General features: G+C 67.5%; 17 protein-coding genes. 11 read left to right on the top strand and 6 right to left on the bottom strand.

Annotated features, from left to right (window positions below; translation table 11 throughout):
• The first annotated feature begins 131 nt into the window (after positions 1–131).
• The 5 genes from AC1DZQ_RS03140 to AC1DZQ_RS03120 all read left to right on the top strand — a co-directional run bounded on the left by AC1DZQ_RS03140 (position 132) and on the right by AC1DZQ_RS03120 (position 4,795).
• The gene (locus AC1DZQ_RS03140; protein WP_476962117.1) at positions 132–485 is read left to right on the top strand and encodes a TraR/DksA family transcriptional regulator; all 354 of its coding nucleotides are present in this window, start codon (positions 132–134) and stop codon (positions 483–485) included.
• On the top strand, positions 482–1,270 hold the full coding sequence (locus tag AC1DZQ_RS03135; RefSeq protein ID WP_476962116.1) for a M50 family metallopeptidase: 789 nt from the start codon (positions 482–484) through the stop codon (positions 1,268–1,270). Before AC1DZQ_RS03140 ends, AC1DZQ_RS03135 begins: the two co-directional genes overlap by 4 nt.
• 9 nt (positions 1,271–1,279) lie before the next feature.
• Positions 1,280–2,347 carry a glutathione S-transferase family protein gene (locus AC1DZQ_RS03130; protein WP_476962115.1) on the top strand — a complete coding sequence of 356 codons (1,068 nt, stop codon included), beginning with the start codon at positions 1,280–1,282 and terminating at the stop codon, positions 2,345–2,347.
• A 70-nt stretch (positions 2,348–2,417) separates the two neighbouring features.
• Positions 2,418–3,560, top strand: coding sequence for a serine hydrolase domain-containing protein (locus AC1DZQ_RS03125; protein WP_476962408.1), 1,143 nt, complete (start codon positions 2,418–2,420; stop codon positions 3,558–3,560).
• Between the two features lie 83 nt (positions 3,561–3,643).
• Complete coding sequence (locus tag AC1DZQ_RS03120; RefSeq protein ID WP_476962114.1) at positions 3,644–4,795, top strand: FUSC family protein; 1,152 nt, start codon at positions 3,644–3,646, stop codon at positions 4,793–4,795.
• Positions 4,796–4,845: 50 nt separating this feature from the next.
• On the opposite strand, the gene AC1DZQ_RS03115 is transcribed toward AC1DZQ_RS03120, so the two are convergent.
• Genes AC1DZQ_RS03115 through AC1DZQ_RS03105 form a run of 3 tightly spaced genes read right to left on the bottom strand, consistent with a single transcriptional unit; the run spans position 4,846 to position 8,505 of the window.
• Positions 4,846–5,742 (bottom strand): MaoC family dehydratase, encoded by an 897-nt coding sequence (locus AC1DZQ_RS03115; protein ID WP_476962407.1) that lies wholly within the window; start codon positions 5,740–5,742, stop codon positions 4,846–4,848.
• Between the two features lie 29 nt (positions 5,743–5,771).
• A complete protein-coding gene (locus tag AC1DZQ_RS03110; RefSeq protein WP_476962113.1) occupies positions 5,772–7,112 on the bottom strand; it encodes a 3-oxoacyl-ACP reductase in 1,341 nt (446 codons plus the stop codon).
• A gap of 10 nt (positions 7,113–7,122) precedes the next feature.
• On the bottom strand, positions 7,123–8,505 hold the full coding sequence (locus AC1DZQ_RS03105; RefSeq protein WP_476962112.1) for an acetyl-CoA C-acetyltransferase: 1,383 nt from the start codon (positions 8,503–8,505) through the stop codon (positions 7,123–7,125).
• A 61-nt stretch (positions 8,506–8,566) separates the two neighbouring features.
• On the opposite strand from AC1DZQ_RS03105, the gene AC1DZQ_RS03100 reads away from it, so the two are divergent.
• Together AC1DZQ_RS03100 and AC1DZQ_RS03095 are read left to right on the top strand one after the other, a co-directional pair.
• Positions 8,567–9,292: a TetR family transcriptional regulator gene (locus AC1DZQ_RS03100; RefSeq protein WP_476962111.1), complete on the top strand. Its 726-nt coding sequence runs from the start codon at positions 8,567–8,569 to the stop codon at positions 9,290–9,292.
• 73 nt (positions 9,293–9,365) lie between these two features.
• Positions 9,366–11,555, top strand: a complete 2,190-nt coding sequence (locus AC1DZQ_RS03095) for an acyl-CoA dehydrogenase family protein (protein ID WP_476962110.1) — start codon at positions 9,366–9,368, stop codon at positions 11,553–11,555.
• Between the two features lie 112 nt (positions 11,556–11,667).
• Here the strand turns inward: AC1DZQ_RS03095 and glgA are convergent, their stop codons facing one another.
• On the bottom strand, positions 11,668–12,873 hold the full coding sequence (gene glgA / locus AC1DZQ_RS03090) for a glycogen synthase (protein ID WP_043423194.1): 1,206 nt from the start codon (positions 12,871–12,873) through the stop codon (positions 11,668–11,670).
• A 102-nt stretch (positions 12,874–12,975) separates the two neighbouring features.
• On the opposite strand from glgA, the gene glgC reads away from it, so the two are divergent.
• The 3 genes from glgC (at position 12,976) to AC1DZQ_RS03075 (ending at position 16,524) form a co-directional block, all read left to right on the top strand.
• Entirely contained in the window at positions 12,976–14,391 is a 1,416-nt protein-coding gene (glgC, locus tag AC1DZQ_RS03085) for a glucose-1-phosphate adenylyltransferase (RefSeq protein ID WP_476962109.1), read from the top strand.
• Positions 14,392–14,451: 60 nt separating this feature from the next.
• Complete coding sequence (locus AC1DZQ_RS03080) at positions 14,452–15,960, top strand: SDR family NAD(P)-dependent oxidoreductase (protein ID WP_476962108.1); 1,509 nt, start codon at positions 14,452–14,454, stop codon at positions 15,958–15,960.
• 96 nt (positions 15,961–16,056) lie between these two features.
• Complete coding sequence (locus AC1DZQ_RS03075) at positions 16,057–16,524, top strand: pyridoxamine 5'-phosphate oxidase family protein (RefSeq protein ID WP_476962107.1); 468 nt, start codon at positions 16,057–16,059, stop codon at positions 16,522–16,524.
• A gap of 24 nt (positions 16,525–16,548) precedes the next feature.
• Here the strand turns inward: AC1DZQ_RS03075 and AC1DZQ_RS03070 are convergent, their stop codons facing one another.
• The gene (locus tag AC1DZQ_RS03070; RefSeq protein ID WP_476962106.1) at positions 16,549–16,992 is read right to left on the bottom strand and encodes a universal stress protein; all 444 of its coding nucleotides are present in this window, start codon (positions 16,990–16,992) and stop codon (positions 16,549–16,551) included.
• 294 nt (positions 16,993–17,286) lie between these two features.
• Here AC1DZQ_RS03070 and AC1DZQ_RS03065 point away from each other — a divergent pair, with 294 nt between their 5' ends.
• On the top strand, positions 17,287–18,018 hold the full coding sequence (locus tag AC1DZQ_RS03065; RefSeq protein WP_476962105.1) for a response regulator: 732 nt from the start codon (positions 17,287–17,289) through the stop codon (positions 18,016–18,018).
• 86 nt (positions 18,019–18,104) lie between these two features.
• Here the strand turns inward: AC1DZQ_RS03065 and AC1DZQ_RS03060 are convergent, their stop codons facing one another.
• Entirely contained in the window at positions 18,105–19,805 is a 1,701-nt protein-coding gene (locus tag AC1DZQ_RS03060) for a GAF domain-containing sensor histidine kinase (protein ID WP_476962104.1), read from the bottom strand.
• Positions 19,806–19,918: the final 113 nt, after the last annotated feature.

The following is a 19,918-nucleotide window of genomic DNA, read 5'->3' as shown; positions in this document are numbered from 1 at the left end:
AACCCCCGCGCCCTTTCCGTGGATGTGGGATTCACCTACCAGGTCCTCGAGTCCTTCCACGGTTCCCGGTGCGGACGGGACTTTCCGCCCGTTTAGGCGCCCCCACAGCGACCGCGCTAGCCTTGAACCCTATGGTTGACGTCGAACGGTTCCGGATCCTCCTGCGCGAGGAACGTGACCGGAAGCTTGCCCTCCTGCCCGCTCTCCGCCGGGACATCACCTCGGTCACTGCCGCCCGTCTCGACTCCAATGTCGACGACGAACACGACCCCGAGGGCACAACGATCGCCTTCGAACTGTCCCAGGCATCCGCGCTCCTGGAACAAAGCAGGGCTTCCCTGATACAGATCGATGCCGCTCTTGCCCGGATGGACTCGGGCACCTACGGGATCTGCGAAGTGTGCGGGGCCCCTATCCCCGAGGGCCGGCTGGAGGCCAGGCCCTGGACCGCGTACTGCATCGAGCATGCCTCGGGGAAGGCATGACCGGGCTCGGCCTGCTGGGGGAACCGAACCTCGCCCTGACATGGTGGGAGCGGATCGTTGCCGGATTCACCCATGCCTCCAGCCCGCACGTGAGCGGTACCGAGCTCGTTGCGGTGATCCTGCTGGCAGTGGCCGTGTCCCTGCCCCGCCTTTCCTGGCGTTACTTTGGCTTGCTCGCCACCGTGACCCACGAACTCGGCCACGCGTTTGCCGCCCTCACCACCGGCCAGCGGCTCGGCGGCATCCGGCTGGGCCTGGACCACTCGGGCACCACCACGACGTACAGCAAGAGCCGTCTCTCCGCCGCCTGGTCGACCTTTTGGGGTTACCCCGTGCCCGCCGTCGTCGGGGCGGTGATGGTCTGGTGCGGTTTTAACGGCTGGGGTCCCGCCGCGATGTCGGTGGGCACCCTCATCCTGCTGGCGTCCTTCGTGTTCCTCCGCAACGGCGTCGGCCTCCTCATCACCGCCGCCGCCGTGCTGGCCGCGGCGCTCCTGGTGCTGTCTGTGCCTCCGGTGTTCAACGGACACGTGATGATCGTGCTGGGCCTGGCGCTCCTGGTCGCCGCCGTCAGGGATCTCGGCAAACTGGCCAACGTCCATCTGCGGCACCGTGACAGGCTTCCGACGTCGGACGCCTATCTGTTGGCCCGGGCCACCTCCGTCCCCGCCGCGGTGTGGATTGCCCTCTTCGCCGTGGTGGTTGCCGGCGCCTGGTGGTTTGCCTGGCAGCCGATGGCACCGGTGTTCACCGCCACGTTCGGGCTGTTCAATTCCCGGCCTTAGGCTGGGACCATGAGCCAGACTACCCACACCGACGATCCGGGATTCAGCACCAAGGGCGCCTACGTGACCGGCGGCGAGGAATTCACCCGGGACACCAACTACATCGAGGACCGGATCACCCGCGACGGCGGCACGGGCAGCAACGGCGAGCCCGGCTGGCCGGTGGAACCTGGCCGCTACCGCCTCATCGCAGCGCGTGCGTGCCCGTGGGCCAACCGCACCGTGATCGTGCGCCGGCTGCTCGGTCTGGAAGAGGTCATCTCCCTCGGCCAGCCCGGCCCCACCCACGACGCACGGTCCTGGACGTTCGACCTCGACCCGGACGGCAAGGATCCCGTCCTCGGCATTGAACGCATCCAGGACGCCTACTTCCGCCGCTTCCCCGGCTACCCTCGCGGGATTACCGTCCCGGCGATCGTGGACGTCCCGAGCGGGCAGGTAGTCACCAACAACTTCCCCCAGATCACACTCGACTTTTCCACGGAGTGGGCGCAATACCACCGCCCCGGCGCGCCGAAGCTGTACCCGGTGCACCTGAGGGAAGAAATCGACGCCGTCAACAAGCGCGTCTTCACCGAGGTGAACAACGGCGTCTACCGCTGCGGGTTTGCCGGTTCCCAGGAGGCCTACAACGCCGCATATGATCGGCTGTGGACCGCCCTGGACTGGCTCGAGGAACGCCTGGCCGGCCAACGCTACCTGGTGGGCGAGACCATCACGGAGGCAGACGTCCGCCTGTTCACCACGCTGGCCCGCTTCGACGCCGTGTACCACGGCCACTTCAAGTGCAACCGGCAAAAGCTCAGCGAGATGCCGGTCCTGTGGGCCTACGCGCGCGACCTGTTCCAGACGCCCGGATTCGGTGACACCACCGACTTTGTGCAAATCAAGCAGCACTATTACATCGTTCATGAGGACATCAATCCCACCGGAGTGGTCCCGCGCGGACCGGAACTGGACAACTGGCTCTCCGAGCACGGCCGCGAAGCCCTCGGCGGCCGTCCGTTCGGCGACGGCACGCCTCCCGGACCGGTTCGGGCCGGCGAAGAGGTCGCCCCGGGACACGGCGCGGCCTGATGCCGGCGGCGGCCGGCGCGGCGCTAGGGTGTTGGACATGAAGATGGGGTCGACGGAACACCCGAGGTCGATGGAACACACAGTGTCGGTGGAACACACGGGGCAGTCCGTCTCGTCTGGCTTTGCCACCCCCGATTTCACGGGTGTGCGTGAGCTCTTCGACTCCTTCCTGTCCGATGACCCGGACTACAGCGCGCAACTGGCCGTCTACCGCCACGGCACCAAGGTGCTGGATCTTTGCGGCGGCCCGGGATTCGCACCTGGCGACATCACGGGCACCTACTCCTGTTCCAAGGGGGTCGCCGCGTTCGTCATCGCCCTGCTCGTCCAGGACGGCAGACTCGACCTCGACCGGACCGTCGCGTCCTACTGGCCCGAGTTCGGCGTCCACGGCAAGGACCGGCTCACCGTGCGGCAGGCCCTTTCCCATCAGGCGGGGCTGCCCGGCGTCGTCGGCGGTATTGCCTTGGCGGAATTCACGACCCCTGCCGCCGCACGGCGTCTCGCGGCCTCGGCTCCGCTGTGGCGGCCGGGCTCAACCTTCGGCTACCACGCACTGACAATGGGGATCCTGATGGAGGAGCTCTGCCGCCGCGCCTCGGGGAAGCCGCTCCAGGAACTCTACGACGAACGCATCCGCCACCCGTGGGGCATTGATTTCTTCCTGGGCCTGCCCGAGGACCACGAAGCGCGATACCGCGAGGTGCTCTACGACATTGACCCGGCCCAGCCGTGGCTGGATCCGCTCAGCCTCGACGGGCTGGGCAGCAACGCGCCGGTCAGTACCATCATGGAACTTCCCAACCATCGCGCCGTGAGGGCTTCGGGCATGAGCGGCGCCGGTGGCGTGGGGTCAGCCGAAGGGATGGCCAGGCTCTACGCCGCCGCTACGACCGGGGTGGACGGCAGTGCCGCGTTCCTGAGCCCGGCCACCATCGATCTCATGGCCGCGGAGCAGGTCTGGGGACTGGACCGTTGCTCGGGACAGGACAACGCCTTTGCCGTCGTGTTCATGAAACCCCAGCCGGGGCGGAACTTCGGCAGCCATCTGGCGTTCGGGCATGAGGGCGCCAACGCAGCCCTCGGCTTCGCCGATCCCGGCTACGGTCTCGGGTTTGGGTATGTGCCCCGCCGCAGCGAGGAAGGCAGGACCGCGGGGCGGGGCCAGCGGCTGTCCGCGGCGGTGCGGCGGGCCGCCCACACCGCGTCCTGACGGGCTTCGTTTCGGGTGGGTCGTCACCTCCACGGGGTTCGTCCAGTTGTCGCAGGAGCCTCCCGGCCCTAGGGTGAGCCGGGATGGTCACTCCAGAAAAGACAGCAGACAGCCCACCCTCCCTGCCGCGCCGATGGGCTCGCGCCACGGGTAGCGCAGTCGCTGCGGCGGTGCTGTGGCCGCGCCTCCAGCTGGCCCTGAAGGCAGGGCTGGCGGCAGGTATCGCCTTCGCGATCGCCCCCTTCATGCCAGGCTCCGCGGCAGAATATCCGTACTACGCCCCGCTTGGCGCCCTGGTGGCCATGTATGAGAACGTCGCCGGTTCCATGCGCCAGGGCGTACAGACGCTCGTCGGCCTGGCGATCGGGGTGGGTCTTGCGTTCATGCTGTTCAGCCTCGGCTCGCCGTCTCCCTGGACTGTCGCCGTGGTCATGGGCCTGGGCGTTATTCTTGCCGGCCTGCCCAAGATCGGGTCGGGCCGGGACTGGATCCCGACGGCAGCTCTCCTGGTCCTGCTGGTCGGCGGCCATAATCCGGACACGTTCTCCTTCGGCTACCTCTTCCAGATGGGCGTAGGCGTCACGGTGGGCATCATCGTGAACCTGCTGGTCTTCCCGCCGCTGCACTTCCGGGCCGCGGCCCTGAGTATCGCGGAACTGCGACAGGCACTTGCCCAGCAGCTCTGGGACATGGGCAAGGCCCTCAAGGAAAGCTGGCCGCCGGAACATCAGGACTGGTCCCGCCGTTCGGAGGCACTCGCAGCGCACGCCCGCTCCGTACGCTTCGCCGTCGAGAAGGCCGATGCGAGCCGGCGGGCCAATCCCCGCCGCCGCCTGCATCCGCGCGACATGGAGCTCGACTACCGGAACCTGCGGGACCTCGAGCGCCTGACTTTCCACGTCCAGGACGTGACCCAGGTGCTCTCGGACGTCATCTGGGCCGAGGACACCCCCTTCGTGGTGCCCGACGAATACGCAGTGCCCCTGGGGGACGCCATGGCTTCCGTCGGCGACGTGCTGCGGGCCTTGGAGGAGGAGCAGCCGGAACGCCAAGCCGAGTTGACGCGCGCCGCCGAGGCAGCGATCAACGATCTGACCGTCAGGATCGGCTCCGAACAGCACAGCGCGGACGCCCCCAGCGCGGTGGAATCCATCCTCGTGAGCCTGCACCGCATGCTCCGGGTGGCCAAGCCCGGCCGGCCGGAGGCGAAACCGGCCACCGCACCCGCAGACTAGGAAAACACGCGCCGTTCGCCGGCCGGCCCCTCTGATTCGTCCGGGTCCGGCTACGGCAGCGCCGCGACAGAACCGCTGAAGTGCCTGCGCCCGGACAGCGGGTTCCACGCCACATAGTCGGAGCGCTGCCACGGGCCGCCGTCGGCCTGCACGGTGCTGATGTCCAGCGCCACTCGGGCCGGCAGGAACACAGGCGCCTCGAAGGCCACCTCCCAGCGATACGAATCCCCCCTGACGGCGCCGACGTCGGCCAGCGCCCGGGACGCAAGGTACATGCCGTGGGCAAGGGACCGCCGCTGGCCGAGAGCCTTGGCAGTCAGGACGCTGAGGTGGATGGGGTTGAAGTCTCCGGACACGGCCGCGTAGGCGCGCCCGGTATCGACGCCCAGCTGCCACAGGGCCGTGGGATCCGGCACAGTGAACGGCGGCGGCGGCACGGCCGCCGAGGCCGTGTCGATCCCCGGAAGGAAGACCCCTTTGGCCAGGTAGGTCGAGACCCCGCGCCAGCGGACTCCTTCTTGCCCGGCGGCGTCCTGCTCGGCGGCACGGACCTCCGCGACGACATCGAGCTGCGTGCCGGCCCGGTGCCCGCGCAGGTTCTCCACCCGGGCCCGGATATCCAATGCCTGGGTGAACAGGACCGGCGCGGACTGCACCACGTGGTTCGTCAGGTGGATCATGCCCAGCAGGGGCAGCGGAAAGTCGTCCCGGTTCATCACGCTCATGGCCAGCGGAAACGCCAGGGCGTGGATGAAGCCGGCGGGGAGGACATCGCTCGCGCTCTCGCCGATCAGGTGCTGGTAGGCCGTCAGGTTGGCGACGTCGGCCCGCACGCCACGGACCTCGTGAGTGTAGGCCGGCAGTTTGGTGCCGCCGTGGGTGCCCAGGACCCGGCGTCGTGCCGCCGCGGCCGCCGCGTTGACGTAGAGCTTGGACAGGGCCGGCATTTCGCCCAGGATGACAGTCTGGGATCCGCTCACGCGCCCACCAGGTTCTGCCCGCAGACGCGCAGCACCTCGCCGGATATCCCGCCCGCAGCGTCGCTGGCCAGGAACGCGATGGCCTCGGCGACGTCGCCCGGTTGGCCGCCCTGTTGCAGGGAGTTGAGCCGGCGCGCCACTTCGCGGGTGGCGAAGGGGATCCTGGCGGTCATCTCCGTTTCGATAAAGCCCGGGGCGACGGCGTTGATGGACCCGCCGCGCTCGCCGATCAGCACCGCCGTGGCGCGGACCATGCCGATCACGCCGGCCTTGGAAGCGGCATAGTTGGTTTGGCCGCGGTTTCCGGCGATCCCGCTGGTGGAGGCCACGGACACGATCCGGGGCGAGTCGCGGAAGTGCTCCGAGGCCAGGAGGGCTTCATTGATCCGCAGTTGAGCGGCGATGTTGACGGCGACCACGGAGTTCCRGCGGCCGGCGTCCATGTTGGCCAGGAGCTTGTCGCGGGTGATCCCGGCGTTGTGGATCATGATGTCCAGCCGCCCGTGCCGTGCCGCGGCGTGGTCGATGATCCGTTGGCCGGCGTCGTTGCGGCTGATGTCCAGCTGCAGGGCCGTCCCGTGGACCTCGTTGGCTACCGCCGCCAGATGGTCCCCGGCCGCCGGAATGTCGACGAGAATGAGCGTGGCGCCGTCGCGGTACAGGGTGCGGGCAATCGCGGCACCGATTCCGCGGGCGGCACCGGTCACGACGGCCACCTTGCCGGCCAGCGGCTTCTCGACGTCGTCGGGCAGCCGACCGGCGCCGGAGCTGACGGTCAGGAACTGCCCGTCCACGAACGCCGAGCGGCCCGAAAGGAAGAACCTCAACGCCCCCAGCGTTGCGGGGCTCGTGGCCCGGGCGCCGTCCGCGAGCAGGATGCCGTTGCCGGTGGCGCCGGCGCGGAGTTCCTTCGCCAAGGACCGCAGGAGACCGTCAACGCCCTGCCTGGCCGCCGCCGTTGCCGGCTCCGCGGCCGACCCCGCCGTGCGGGACACGGTGATGACGCGGGCATTCGGGGCGAGGTCACGCAGCGAGGTGGCGGCGGTGAGTACCGGTTTCTCGAGGTCGCCGGGATGGGCCAGCTCGTCCAGCACCAGGATGATGGCGCCGAGCTTCTCCTTGGGTATCGCGTGGCGGCGGACGTCGAGGTTCCAGTCCAGAAGGGCGGCTGCGAGGTCATCGGCGCCGCCGGAGGACCCCTGGACCAGGACCGGTCCGTCGATGAGGGGGCGGCCGGGCTGGTGCCGCCGGAGGACCACCGGCTGCGGGAGGCTGAGCCGCTTGGCGATGTCCTTGCCGAGGCCGTGGCTGACCAACCGGGTGTATTTGTCGCTCATCCGATTCTCCCTAGAGTGCTTCGAGGATTGCGACGACGCCCTGGCCGCCGGCGGCGCAAATGGACACCAGACCGCGGGCCGGACGCCCGTTGACCTGGCCCTTCTCGTGCAGCATTTTGGCCAGTGACGCCACGATCCGGCCGCCCGTGGCTGCAAACGGGTGTCCGGCGGCAAGAGAAGAGCCGTTGACGTTCAGCTTGGCCCGGTCGATGCTGCCGAAGGCGCCGTCCAGGCCAAGGCGGGTGCGGCCGAATTCCTCGTCCTCCCACGCGGCTAGGGTGCTCAGCACCGTGCCGGCGAAGGCCTCGTGGATCTCGAAGAAGTCGAAGTCGGCGAGGGTGAGGTTGTGGCGTGCGAGCAGCCGGGGCACCGCGAATGCGGGCGCCATGAGCAGCCCGTCTTTGCCGTGGACAAAGTCGACGGCGGCGGCCTCGCCGTCGACGACCGTGGCGAGCTTGGGGAGGTCGTGGGCGTCGGCCCATTCCTCGGACGCGAGCAGCACGGTGGAGGCGCCATCGGTCAGGGGCGTGGAATTACCGGCCGTCATGGTCGCCTCGGCGCCCAGGTTCCTGCCGAAAACGGGCTTCAGGGTGGCCAGTTTCTCCAGGCTCGTATCGGCGCGCAGGTTGGAGTCGCGGCTCAGTCCCCGGTACGGGGTCAGGAGATCGTCGAAGAAGCCGGCGTCGTAGGCCGCGGCAAGATTGCGGTGGCTGTTGAAGGCCAGCTTATCCTGGGCCTCGCGGGTGATCTTCCACTGCGCCGTGGTCAGCGCCTGGTGCTCGCCCATCGACAGTCCGGTACGCGGCTCCCCCGTGTTCGGGGCATCGGGGGCCAGATCCTTGGGACGGAGCCGGCTGAGGACCTGCAGCTTCCGGGACACCGTCTTGGCACGGTTGAGGTCAAGGAGCACCTCGCGGAGTCCCTCGCTGACGGCGATGGGGGCATCGGAGGCGGAGTCAACGCCGCCGGCGATCGCGGAATCGATCTGGCCCAGCTTGATCTTGTTCGCCAGCCCGAGCACCGTTTCCAGGCCGGTGGCGCAGGCCTGCTGGAGGTCATAAGCCGGGGTCTCGGCAGAGAGGGCCGAGCCGAGTACGGCTTCCCGGGTGAGGTTGAAGTCCCGGGAGTGTTTGAGGACCGCCCCTGCAGCGACTTCCCCGATCCGCTCCTCCTGAAGTCCGAAGCGGGCGATCAGTCCTTCCAGGGCGGCCGTGAGCATGTCCTGGTTGGAGGACTTGGTGTAAGCGCCGCCGGTCCGGGCAAACGGGATGCGGTTGCCGCCCACGACCACGGCCCTGCGAAGCCGCGCCGAGGGGGCGGCTCCCGCGGCGGACGTTGCGGCTGATGCGGCTGCTGGTTGGGGGCGGGGCACTGACTGTCCGTTGACGGACATGGGCTGTCTCCTTCAATCAAAGCGGTTACCGATACCCAGCGTACCTGATACGCTGGGTATCGTGAACAACCCCATAGCTACCCCGCCCGCCGGGCAGGCCGCTATCGACGGCCGCGCTTCCCGCTGGCAGTCCCACCGCGAGGAACGGCGGCGGGAGCTGATCAAGTCGGCCCGGCGGGCGGTGCACGCCCTTGGCAGTGACGCGTCCATGGAGGACATTGCCGCAGCCGCGGGAACGTCGAAGTCCGTGTTCTACCGCTATTTCGGCGACAAGGCCGGACTCCAGCAGGCCGTGGGCGAGGTGGTCCTGAGCCAGATGCAACGGCGCATCCAGGAGGCGGCCCAGAGCGCCCAGACGCCCCGCGAGGGCCTGTTCGCCATGGTGTCCGCGTACCTGCAGATGGCCGAGACCAGCCCGAATGTCTACACCTTCGTCACCCGCCACGCCCCCGGCGAGGCGGAAACGGCCGGCCCGTCCATGTCCACAGCCGGAGCCCTGAGCCACTTCTTCGCCGCGATCAGCGACATGATTGCCCGGCCGATGCGCAGCCATCTGGGCGGCGGCCAGGACAAGGAAGCCGTGATCGGCTACTGGCCCAATGCCGCGATCGGCCTGGTGCGCAATGCCGGAGAACAGTGGCTCGCCAGCCCGCCCGGACCCGCCAAACCGGACCAAGAGGCCATGGCGCGGCAGATCACGGACTGGCTCTGCTTTGGGATCGCCCCCGAGCTGCAATCACCTGCAGCCCCGCCACCGGCGGACCTGCCAGGCCCGGGCACACCGTAACGCGGCACTCCGGCCACGCCTGCGAACTGAATTGTCAGCACTAAAGATTGTCAGAACCACAGAAGGAAACGACATGACTGAACTAGCCGACCGCACCACCGGCAACGCTCCCCGCCGCACCATGACCCCGGTAGCGACACCGGCAGCGACCAAAACAGCCGGGCGTTCCGGCGCCCTGCCCGGCTCCGCTGAGGCCCCCGCCGTCGACGTCGCGGCTCTTGGCGAACAGCTGCTCGGCAAGTGGGCCGATATCCGGCTGCAGTCCAGGGGCCTCGCCGGCCGCCCGGAACTGCACAAGATCGAGGGCCAGACCCACACCGAGCACCGCCAACGCGCGTTCGGACAGCTCAAGATCCTGGTGGACAACGGCGCCGTCCACCGCGCATTCCCAACGTCCGTGGGCGGCTCCGATGATCACGGCGGGAACGTGGCCGGATTCCAGGAACTGGTCATCGCCGACCCGTCGCTGCAGATCAAGGCCGGCGTCCAGTGGGGACTGTTCGGCTCCGCAGTGAACCACCTCGGCACGGCGGAACACCACGAGAAGTGGCTGCCGGGCATCATGAGCCTGGACATCCCGGGCTGCTTCGCCATGACCGAGACCGGGCACGGCTCGGACGTGGCCAGCATTGCCACCACCGCCACCTACGACCCCGCCGCCGGGGAGTTCGTGGTCCACACGCCGTTCCGTGCCGCGTGGAAGGACTACATCGGCAACGCCGCCACTGATGGTCTGGCGGCCGTCGTGTTCGCCCAGCTGGTGACAAAGGGCGTCAACCACGGCGTGCACGCGTTCTACGTGGACCTCCGGGACCCCGAGACCAAGGAATTCCTGCCGGGCATCGGCGGCGAGGACGACGGCGTCAAGGGTGGCCTGAACGGCATCGACAACGGCCGGCTCCACTTCACGAACGTCCGGATCCCCCGCACCAACCTCCTGAACCGCTACGGCGACGTCGACGCCGAAGGCAACTACACGTCCCCCATCGCCAGTCCGGGCCGCCGCTTCTTCACCATGCTCGGCACACTCGTCCAGGGGCGGGTCTCCCTCGACGGCGCCGCCGTGACGGCGTCGAAACTGGCCCTGAAAACCGCCATCCAGTACGCCACCGAACGCCGGCAGTTCAATGCCTCCTCCCAGACCGATGAGGAAGTCCTGCTGGACTACCAGCGGCACCAGCGCCGGCTCTTCACCCGGCTGGCCACCACCTACGCCGCGAGCTTCGCCAGCGAGCAGCTGCTGCAGAAATTCGACGATGTTTTCTCCGGCCGCCACGACACGGACCAGGACCGCCAGGACCTCGAGACCCTGGCCGCGGCTCTCAAGCCGCTGAGCACCTGGCACGCACTGGATACCCTGCAGGAATGCCGCGAGGCCTGCGGCGGCGCCGGCTTCCTGATCGAGAACCGCTTCGCCTCGCTACGCGCCGACCTCGACGTCTACGCCACTTTCGAAGGCGACAACACGGTCCTGCTGCAGCTGGTCGCCAAGCGCCTGCTGGCCGACTACGCCAAGGAATTCCGCAACGTCAACGTCGGCGTGCTGGCCCGCTACGTGGTGGGCCAGGCCACCGGTGCCGCGATCCATCGCACCGGACTGCGCGGAGTCGCCCAGTTCGTGGCGGACTCCGGGTCGGTGCAGAAAGCGGCGCTGGCGATCAAGGACGAAGGGAGCCAGCGGACCCTGCTGACGGACCGCGTCCAGACCATGGTCGCGGAGGTGGCCACGGCCCTCAAGGGTGCGAACAAGCTCCCGCAGCAGCAAGGCGCCGCCTTGTTCAACGCGCACCAGCACGAACTCATTGAAGCCGCCCAGGCCCATGCGGAGCTGCTGCAATGGGAGGCCTTCACCGAGGCCCTCGGCAAGATCACGGACCCCGGCACGCACAAGGTCCTGACCTGGCTGCGCGATCTGTTCGGCCTGTCCCTGATCGAGAAGAACCTGTCCTGGTACCTCATGAACGGCAGGCTGTCGATGCAGCGCGGACGCACCGTGGGTGAATACATCAACCGCCTGCTCGTGAAGATCCGCCCGCACGCCGTGGACCTGGTGGATGCCTTCGGCTACGGGCCGGAGCACCTGCGCGCGGAGATCTCCACCGGCGCGGAGAAGGTCCGCCAGGACGAGGCACGGGCCTACTTCCGCAAGCAGCGGGCCAGCGGCCAGGCACCCCTGGATGAGAAGATCCTGCTTGCCCGCACGGCCCACGGGTCAAAGGCTCACGGCGCAAAGGCCAGCGGGACAAAGGCGCGCGGCGCCTGACCCTGCCGACGCACGACGACGACGGCGCCGCCCCCTCAGCCGGGGCGGCGCCGTCGTCGTGCTGTTGTGTCGCCGTACTAGCGTGTCGTCGTACTACTGTTCGGACGCGGAGTCAGGAGTCCTTGTTGAGCACCGAACGGTAAACCTCAAGCGTGGTCTCCGTGATGGATTCCCAGGAGAAGTGCTCCTCGGCCCTGCGCCGGCCGGCTTCGCCCATGGCGCGCGCCCGGGCGGGATCGGACACCACTTCGATGAGGGCCTCGGCAAAGTCGGTGACGAACTTCTCCGGGTCCAGCGGGATGCCAGTGCCGTCCGTGACCTGCTCGATCGGAACAAGCAGTCCGGTCTTGCCGTGCTCGACGACCTCCGGAATACCGCCGGTGGCGCTGGCCACCACGGCGGCGCCGCACGCCATCGCCTCCAGGTTGACGATGCCCAGCGGTTCGTAGATGGACGGGCACGCGAACGCGGTGGCGTGGCTGAGCACCTGGATGACCTCGTTGCGGGGCAGCATCCGCTCGATCAGGATCACGCCGCTGCGCTGGCTCTGGAGCTCCTCGATCAGGCGTGCCGTCTCGGCCGCCAGTTCCGGAGTGTCCGCGGCACCGAGGCAAAGCACCAGCTGTACGTCGGCCGGGAGCTTGGCGGCGGCCCGCAGCAGGTACGGTACGCCCTTCTGCCGGGTGTTCCGGCCCACAAAAACAACGCTGGGGCGCTCCGGATCGATCCCGAGCGGACGGATGATGTCATCAGCCTCGTCCCGGTTCCACTGGCTGACGTCAATGCCGTTGTGGACCACCTTGACCTTGGCCGGGTCAACGTCCGGGTAGCTGCGCAGAATGTCCTGGCGCATGCCTTCCGAGACGGCGATGATGGCGGCGGCGGCCTCGTAGGCGGTCTTTTCCACCCATGAGGACACCGCGTAGCCGCCACCGAGCTGCTCGGCCTTCCACGGACGCAGCGGCTCCAGGCTGTGGGCGCTTAGTACGTGCGGGATGCCGTGGAGCAGCGACGCGATGTGTCCGGCCATGTTGGCATACCAGGTGTGGGAGTGGACCAGGTCCGCGCCGGCGATGTCCGGAACGATCCTCAGGTCCACCCCGAGGGTCTGGATAGCGGCGTTTGCTGAGCCCAGGTCTTCGGGCACGGAATACGACGTGACGGTCGCTCCGTGATACCCGGGCTCGCGGGGCGCGCCGAAGGCACGCACCTGAAGGTCCACGCGTTGGGCCAGCACCCTGCTGAGCTCGGCCACATGGACCCCGGCGCCGCCGTAGATTTCGGGCGGGAATTCTTTGGTCACAATATCTATTCGCACATGCACCAAGGTAGTCGTTACGGTGGAACTGATCTAGTGTGAAGACGTTCGGGCATGCCGGACTGTATTGGGGAGTAACGAAGGCGTTCAGGAGCGATCACCATGCCGCATCAAAAGAGAGTTTTGGCAATTGTCCTCGCAGGTGGCGAGGGAAACCGGCTCATGCCGTTGACGGCGGACCGGGCCAAGCCTGGTGTCCCGTTTGCAGGAAGCTACCGGCTAATTGACTTTGCCCTTTCAAATCTTGTGAATTCCCGCTATCTGCAAATTGTGGTGTTGACGCAATACAAGTCCCACAGCCTTGACCGGCATATTTCCGAAACGTGGCGCATGTCCACTCAGCTGGGCAACTACGTGGCCTCGGTTCCGGCTCAGCAGCGCGTTGGCAAGAGCTGGTTCCTGGGGAGCGCCAACGCCATCTATCAGTCCCTAAATCTCATTCATGACGCCAATCCCGACATCGTGGTGGTGGTCGGCGCAGACCACGTCTACCGGATGGACTTCTCCCAGATGGTGGAGCAGCACGTCGCGAGCGGGGCCAAGGCCACGGTCGCCGCCGTCCGCCAGCCGCTGCACATGGCGGACCAGTTCGGCGTGATCGAAACGGATGCGGACAACCCGGAGAAGATTGCCGCGTTCGTCGAGAAGCCGTCCTCGACGCCGGGCCTCGCGGCCGACCCCAGCCAGTTCCTGGCCTCCATGGGCAACTACGTGTTTGACGCCGACGCCCTGGTCGAAGCCCTCCACGTCGACGCCGAGCGCCTCGATACCAAGCACGACATGGGCGGGGACATCATTCCCTACTTCGTGAACCAGGGTGAGGCCGGCGTCTACGACTTCACTCTCAACGACATTCCYGGGTCCACCGAACGGGACCGCACCTACTGGCGCGACGTCGGCACCATCGATTCGTTCTACGACGCGCACATGGACCTGATCTCCCCCGTCCCGGTCTTCAACCTCTACAACTCCGAGTGGCCGATCTACACCCGCCAGAGCATTTCGCCGCCGGCCAAGTTTGTCCGCGGCAAGTCCAACACGGTGGGCACGGCACTGGATTCCATCGTGGCCAGCGGCGTCGTCGTCTCCGGCGGCATCGTGGAAGGCTCCGTGCTCTCCAACGACGTCTACGTCGGCACTTCGAGCCGGGTCCTGGACTCGGTCCTGATGGACAAGGTCAATGTTGGCGAAGGCGCCGTGATCAAGCGCGCCATCATCGACAAGAACGTCAAGGTGCCGGCCGGGGCAGCGATCGGACTCGACGCCGAACTGGACCGCGCCCGCGGGTTCAAGGTCACCGACTCCGGAATCACGGTCCTGTCCAAGGGTCAGCTTGTCCCGGACCCCAGTGATGCGGAACGGGCGCTCTCCGCGGCCAACCTGCGCCTGGTGCCGGATGCCGTCCGCACCGCCACCGAAAGCTGGCCCGAACTGCGGGAGTCCGTGGACAAGGTGGCCGACGTCCAGGCCGCCGCCGTCGGCGCGGACGCACCGGCCAAGCAATCCCCCACGGCATAGGCAGGCGGGGGCCCGGCACTGCGGTCAGGCCGGGCCCCCGCAGCCTGTAAAATTAGGGCAATGAGCTCCCCCGATCTGTCCTCCGAATTTCCCCCCGCCGGGCCCGGCTGTGTCGAGGCGGGCCCCGCCGGGCTGACCCCGGAGGAAATCCAGGCGTGCCTGAAGGTCCTGAACACGATCCACGCCTACGACGAGGAACACCCGGACTACGTCTCAGTCCGCCGCGCCACCGGAAAGATGTTCAAGGCCGTCAAGCGCCACCGGCGGGTCAGCAAGCGGGATGAGATCGCCGAGGCGGACCGCGCCGTGATCGCCCAGACGGCGACGGCGGCCCCCGACAGGATCGACGACGAGACGCGCGGCAACAAGCTCGCCACGTCGGCGACCGGGGAGATCGCCGGCCATCTGATCCGGTCCCGGCCGTGCTATATCTGCAAGCAGCATTACACCCAGGTGGATGCCTTCTATCACCAGCTGTGTCCCGAATGCGCCCTGTTCAGCCACAGCAAGCGCGACGCCCGCACCGACCTGACCGGCCGCAGGGCACTGCTGACCGGCGGCCGGGCGAAGATCGGCATGTACATCGCGCTGCGTCTGCTCCGGGACGGCGCCCACACCACCATCACCACCCGGTTCCCGAAGGACGCCGCCCGCCGCTTCGCAGCGATGGAGGACAGCGCCGACTGGCTGCACCGGCTCCGGATCGTGGGCATCGACCTCCGCGACCCGTCCCAGGTGATGGCCCTGACGGATTCCCTGGATGCTGCAGGGCCGCTGGACATCATCATCAACAACGCGGCCCAGACGGTGCGGCGCTCCGGCAACGCCTACAAGCCCCTCGTCGACGCCGAGGACGAGCCGCTGCCCGCCGCGCTGCAGGCTGCCAACGGGGGCCCGGAACTCGTCACGTTCGGCCACGCCCACGACAAGCACCCGCTTGCCCTCGCCAGCAGCGTGCTCGACCATCCCGTACTGGCCGGTGACGCGATCACTTCCCTGGCCCTGTCCACGGGTTCCGCGTCGCTGGAGCGCATTGCCTCCGGCACCGCGATCGACGCCGGCGGACTGGTCCCGGACCTCGCCACGATCAACAGCTGGACCCAGGTGCTGGACGAAGTGGACCCGCTGGAAATGCTCGAAGTGCAGTTGTGCAACGTGACGGCTCCGTTCCTGCTGGTCAGCCGGCTGCGCGGCGCCATGAAACGCTCCACCGCGCGGCGGAAGTACATCGTCAATGTCAGCGCCATGGAAGGCCAGTTCTCCCGCGCCTACAAGGGTCCGGGACACCCGCACACGAACATGGCCAAAGCGGCGCTTAACATGATGACGCGTACCAGTGCCCAGGAAATGCTCGACGCCGACGGCATCCTGATGACGGCCGTGGACACCGGCTGGATCACGGACGAGCGGCCGCATTACACCAAAGTCCGCCTCATGGAAGAGGGCTTCCACGCGCCCCTGGACCTCGTCGACGGCGCCGCCCGCGTGTACGACCCCATCGTGATGGGCGAGTCCGGCGAGGACCAGTATGGCGTCTTCCTGAAGGACTACAAGCCCAGCCCCTGGTGACCGGAGCCGGCCGGCCACACGCCGCACCGCTAAGGAGCATGCCGCAGGCCTTATGGCCCTGACCGGGGTCCGGGCCGATAGGTAGTGTGTCTCCTCATGGATACAACGACGCCACCGCCGGACTACTCCCTGACCATCGACCAGTGCTGGACGCTGCTCGACACCGAAGTCGTGGGGCGCGTAGCGCTGATCGTGGACAGCCATCCGGAGATTTTTCCGGTGAATTTCGTGCTGGAGCGCCGCGCGATTGTCTTCCGCACCTCCGGCGGCACTAAACTCTGGGGCGCCATTACGGGCAAGCCGGTCGCGTTCGAAATCGACGGCTACGACGCCCACGAGGAGACGGCCTGGAGCGTGATGGCGCGCGGCGAAGCCGAGGTGATCGAGAGCCAGGAGGAGAAGGACGCGGTGGACGCCCTGCTGCTGGAACCGTGGCAGCCCGGCGTGAAGGCATACTACGTCCGTGTGGCTCCCAAAGCCCTGACCGGACGTCGCTTCAAGGTCACCGCTCCCGACGTGTGGACCACCCGGCTCTCGGATCCGCGCCGGGCAACGTTCGAATAGGGCACGCCGGGCGGGATTGCGGCGTCAGTCGTGTTCTGGCGAGTGGACCACCAGCACCGGGCAATGCGCGTGTGCCACACAGGCAGAACTCACCGATCCCAGAAGAAGTCCGCCGATCCCGCCGTGGCCGCGGCGGCCCAGCACGAGCATGTCCGCGGATTTGCTCTCCTCGATGAGCGCGTGGCGGGGATGTCCCTGGAGGAGGCTGGCCTCGACGTTGGCCGGAGTGTCGGGGCCGAAAGCCTTAAACACCGCTTCGATCAGGATTTCCCGGGCCCGGACGTCGAAGTCCTCGATGCCGACGGCCACATAGCCGTCATACACCTGCGGCTTGTCCCAGCAGGCCAGGGCGACGACCTTGGCGGCCAGCGGCGCCCCGAGGACTTGGGCATGCCGCAACGCCCACACCGAAGCCTCAGAGCCGTCAACCCCAACCACGATCCTGCGGACATCCCTGACTTCTTTCATCGGTGAACCTTGTCCCTCGTACCGGCCGAGCCTCCTGCGCCAGATGGCAACGCTCCCATGATTTCCTCCGCCCGTCCGGGCGCCTAGGGCCAAAGGACATGCGGGCACACCAGCCCGCGGGTTAGCCAAAAACATGCCGTGCAAATGGCCGGACGCGACGTGTTGGGCCGTATGACCCTTGTCCGCGGCGGCCCGGTGCAGAAGAATGGCAGAGGCTGGGGTCAGTCACATGAAGTACAGCATCGAGTTAAAGACACCATCGAGCGGTCCCGCAAGCGGCCGGACAGGAGAACCATGATTGCCTGGGCAGACGCAGGTCTCACTGCACCTGATGGCGGGCAGGCGGTGATCCGTGTTTTTATCCTTGATGACCACGAACTTGTCAGGCGCGGGCTGCAGGAACTCCTCGAAGGCGAGGGGTTCGCCGTCGTCGGCAGTTCCGGATCCGCGGTGGAGGCGACCCGCCGGATTCCCGCACTGCACCCCGATGTCTGTGTGCTGGACGCCCGCCTGCCGGACGGGACCGGCATTGAGGTCTGCCGGGACGTGCGGTCGGTGGACCCGTCCCTGAACTGCATCATCCTGACGAGCTTCGACGACGAGCAGGCCCTGCGCGGCGCGGTCCTGGCCGGCGCACGGGGATACGTGCTGAAGGAGATCGGCGGCACGGACCTGATCGGCGCCCTGCGGCGGGCAGCAGCGGGCGAGACCCTCTTCAAGGAAGGCGTGGCCGCCGGCGTCGTGGACAGTCTGGTGGAGGCCGAAGAGGTCGACCCGCGCACCTCCTCCCTCACGCCCCAGGAGCGCAAGGTCCTGGAGCTGGTGGGCGGCGGACTGACCAACCGGCAGATTGCCGCCGAAATGTTCCTGGCGGAAAAGACCGTCAAGAACTACGTATCGTCGCTGCTGGCCAAGCTCGGGTTCGAACGCCGCACGCAGGCTGCTGTCTTCATCGCCAGCCCGGCATTTCCGGCGGCCACCAATGGGAGAACCGCCGAAGTAATCCGGCCGCACAGCGTCCGGTAGGCTTCGCCGTGTCCGATAGGCTCCGCGGTGTCCGATAGGCTCCGCCGCCAACGATCCTCCGTGCGCGGCCGCTAGGGGGGCCGCGGTTAGAGGGGCACCGACCATTCCAGGCTGGTCCCGGCGTCGGGCGCGGTCGTGATGGTGCATTTGCCGTCGAGCATGCGCGCCCGGTCTTCGAGGTTGCTCAGCCCGTTGCGTTTTTCGGGTTGGGCGAACCCGGACCCGTTGTCGCTGATCACCACCGTTACCCGGCCCCTGACGACCGCAACCGAGACCGAGATGGTATCCGCCCCGGAGTGCCGAATGGCGTTGCTGAGCCCTTCGGAAACCACAGCCACGACGTTGTCGGCCTTGTCCGGTGTCACGGCATCCACGGGTCCCGTAATGGTCAGGCGCGGCGGGAAGGGCATGGACTTGGACGAACTGCGCGTGACCCGACGGATCCGGCCGCTCAGCAGTTCGATCTCGCCTGCGTTGCTCTTGAGTGAGTAGATGGTGTCGCGCAGGCTGCGGATCGCCTCGTCGAGTTCGCCGGTGATATTGCGGATGCGCTCCAACGCCAGTTCCTCCTTGGTGAAACGGGTCAGGCTCTGCACGCTCAGCCCGGCGGCGAACAGCCGCTGGATGACGAGGTCGTGCAGGTCCCGGGCGATCCTGTCACGATCGGTGAAGACCAGGAGTTCCTCGCGCAGCCGGTGCACCCGGGCCAGTTCCAAGGCCAAGGCCACGTGGGAGCCGAAGACGGCCCCCATTTCGATGTCGGTCCGGGCATAGCGAACCCAATCCTTGTTCCGCGCCAGCAGCAGGAGGCCGTGGTGGGCGCCCTGCGTGCTCAGCGCCACTGCCAGCAGCGGGCCGGTGACTCCGCCGTCGACCTCCCCCAACACTTCGGATGCGTCGTCGAACAGCACCGGCTCGCCGCCTTCGAGGACACCTTCCAGGAGTTCTGACTCCAAATGCAGTGACCGCCCCGAAAACAACGCGCCCCGCTCACCGGCAACGCCGATCACCACGTGGGCCACGCCGTTGGCCGCGGGGGCCACGAGCAGGGCGAGTGAGGACGCGGACTCCTGGAGCGCGCGTCCGGCAATCGGATCCAGGCCGCCCGAAGTGTAGTCACGGTCCGTGCTCAGCATCAGCCCGGAGATGTCCATACAGGCCTCCAGCCAGCGGGCCCTGCGCCGGGCATCGTCATAGAGCCGGGCATTTTCGATGGCGACGCCGGCAGCTGCCGCCAATGCAACGGCCAAGGCCTCATCTTCGGCGGAAAAGTCGTCTCCGCCCTCTTTTTCCGTGAGGTAGAGGTTGCCGAACACCACGTCCCGGACGCGGACCGGGACCCCCAGGAAGGACTGCATGGGAGGGTGCTGCGCGGGGAACCCGTAGGCCTCAGGGTGCTTGTTAAGTTCATGCAGCCGGAGCGGCCGCGGATCTGTAATCAGGAGGCCGAGGACGCCGTGGCCGGTCGGCAGCGGCCCGATCTGCCCTGCCTGGTCGCCATCGATGCCGACAGTGATGAAGTGGCTCAGCGCGTGGTCATCACCGATCACGCCCAAGGCGCCGAACCGTGCATGCAACAACCGGCAAGCCGATTCGACCACGCGTTCCAAAACGGCATCCAGGCTCAGGTCCTCGGCCAGGTCGACGACTGCTTCGAGCAGGCCTGCCATGCGTTCCTTGGATTGGAGCAGCTCTTCTGCCCGGGCGCCGAAGCCCTTCAGCAGCTCCTCAACTACGGGATTTGGCTCGGATACGGTATGGCCTGAGCCCTCACCCGTTGAATGCATGTCATTGCCCCCACTCGCTCCGGCCCATGTAGACGCTGACGGCCTGATGCCAGAATACCGCGAACAACTCAGGAAAGCCTCAGAATCCAGAGTTTTACCCGGCGTCCGGGCCC

This window comes from Arthrobacter sp. P1_C12_2 (assembly GCF_056406415.1).
Note: the sequence above shows the minus strand (reverse complement) of the source record. Positions and strands in the feature narration are given on the sequence as shown.

Coding starts and splice junctions, on each gene's coding strand:
- AC1DZQ_RS03140 (WP_476962117.1), top strand. CDS start 132: ATGGTTGACGTCGAACGGTTCCGGATCCTCCTGCGCGAGGAACGTGAC.
- AC1DZQ_RS03135 (WP_476962116.1), top strand. CDS start 482: ATGACCGGGCTCGGCCTGCTGGGGGAACCGAACCTCGCCCTGACATGG.
- AC1DZQ_RS03130 (WP_476962115.1), top strand. CDS start 1,280: ATGAGCCAGACTACCCACACCGACGATCCGGGATTCAGCACCAAGGGC.
- AC1DZQ_RS03125 (WP_476962408.1), top strand. CDS start 2,418: ATGGAACACACAGTGTCGGTGGAACACACGGGGCAGTCCGTCTCGTCT.
- AC1DZQ_RS03120 (WP_476962114.1), top strand. CDS start 3,644: ATGGTCACTCCAGAAAAGACAGCAGACAGCCCACCCTCCCTGCCGCGC.
- AC1DZQ_RS03115 (WP_476962407.1), bottom strand. CDS start 5,742: ATGCCGGCCCTGTCCAAGCTCTACGTCAACGCGGCGGCCGCGGCGGCA.
- AC1DZQ_RS03105 (WP_476962112.1), bottom strand. CDS start 8,505: ATGTCCGTCAACGGACAGTCAGTGCCCCGCCCCCAACCAGCAGCCGCA.
- AC1DZQ_RS03095 (WP_476962110.1), top strand. CDS start 9,366: ATGACTGAACTAGCCGACCGCACCACCGGCAACGCTCCCCGCCGCACC.
- AC1DZQ_RS03080 (WP_476962108.1), top strand. CDS start 14,452: ATGAGCTCCCCCGATCTGTCCTCCGAATTTCCCCCCGCCGGGCCCGGC.
- AC1DZQ_RS03075 (WP_476962107.1), top strand. CDS start 16,057: ATGGATACAACGACGCCACCGCCGGACTACTCCCTGACCATCGACCAG.
- AC1DZQ_RS03070 (WP_476962106.1), bottom strand. CDS start 16,992: ATGAAAGAAGTCAGGGATGTCCGCAGGATCGTGGTTGGGGTTGACGGC.
- AC1DZQ_RS03065 (WP_476962105.1), top strand. CDS start 17,287: ATGATTGCCTGGGCAGACGCAGGTCTCACTGCACCTGATGGCGGGCAG.
- AC1DZQ_RS03060 (WP_476962104.1), bottom strand. CDS start 19,805: ATGCATTCAACGGGTGAGGGCTCAGGCCATACCGTATCCGAGCCAAAT.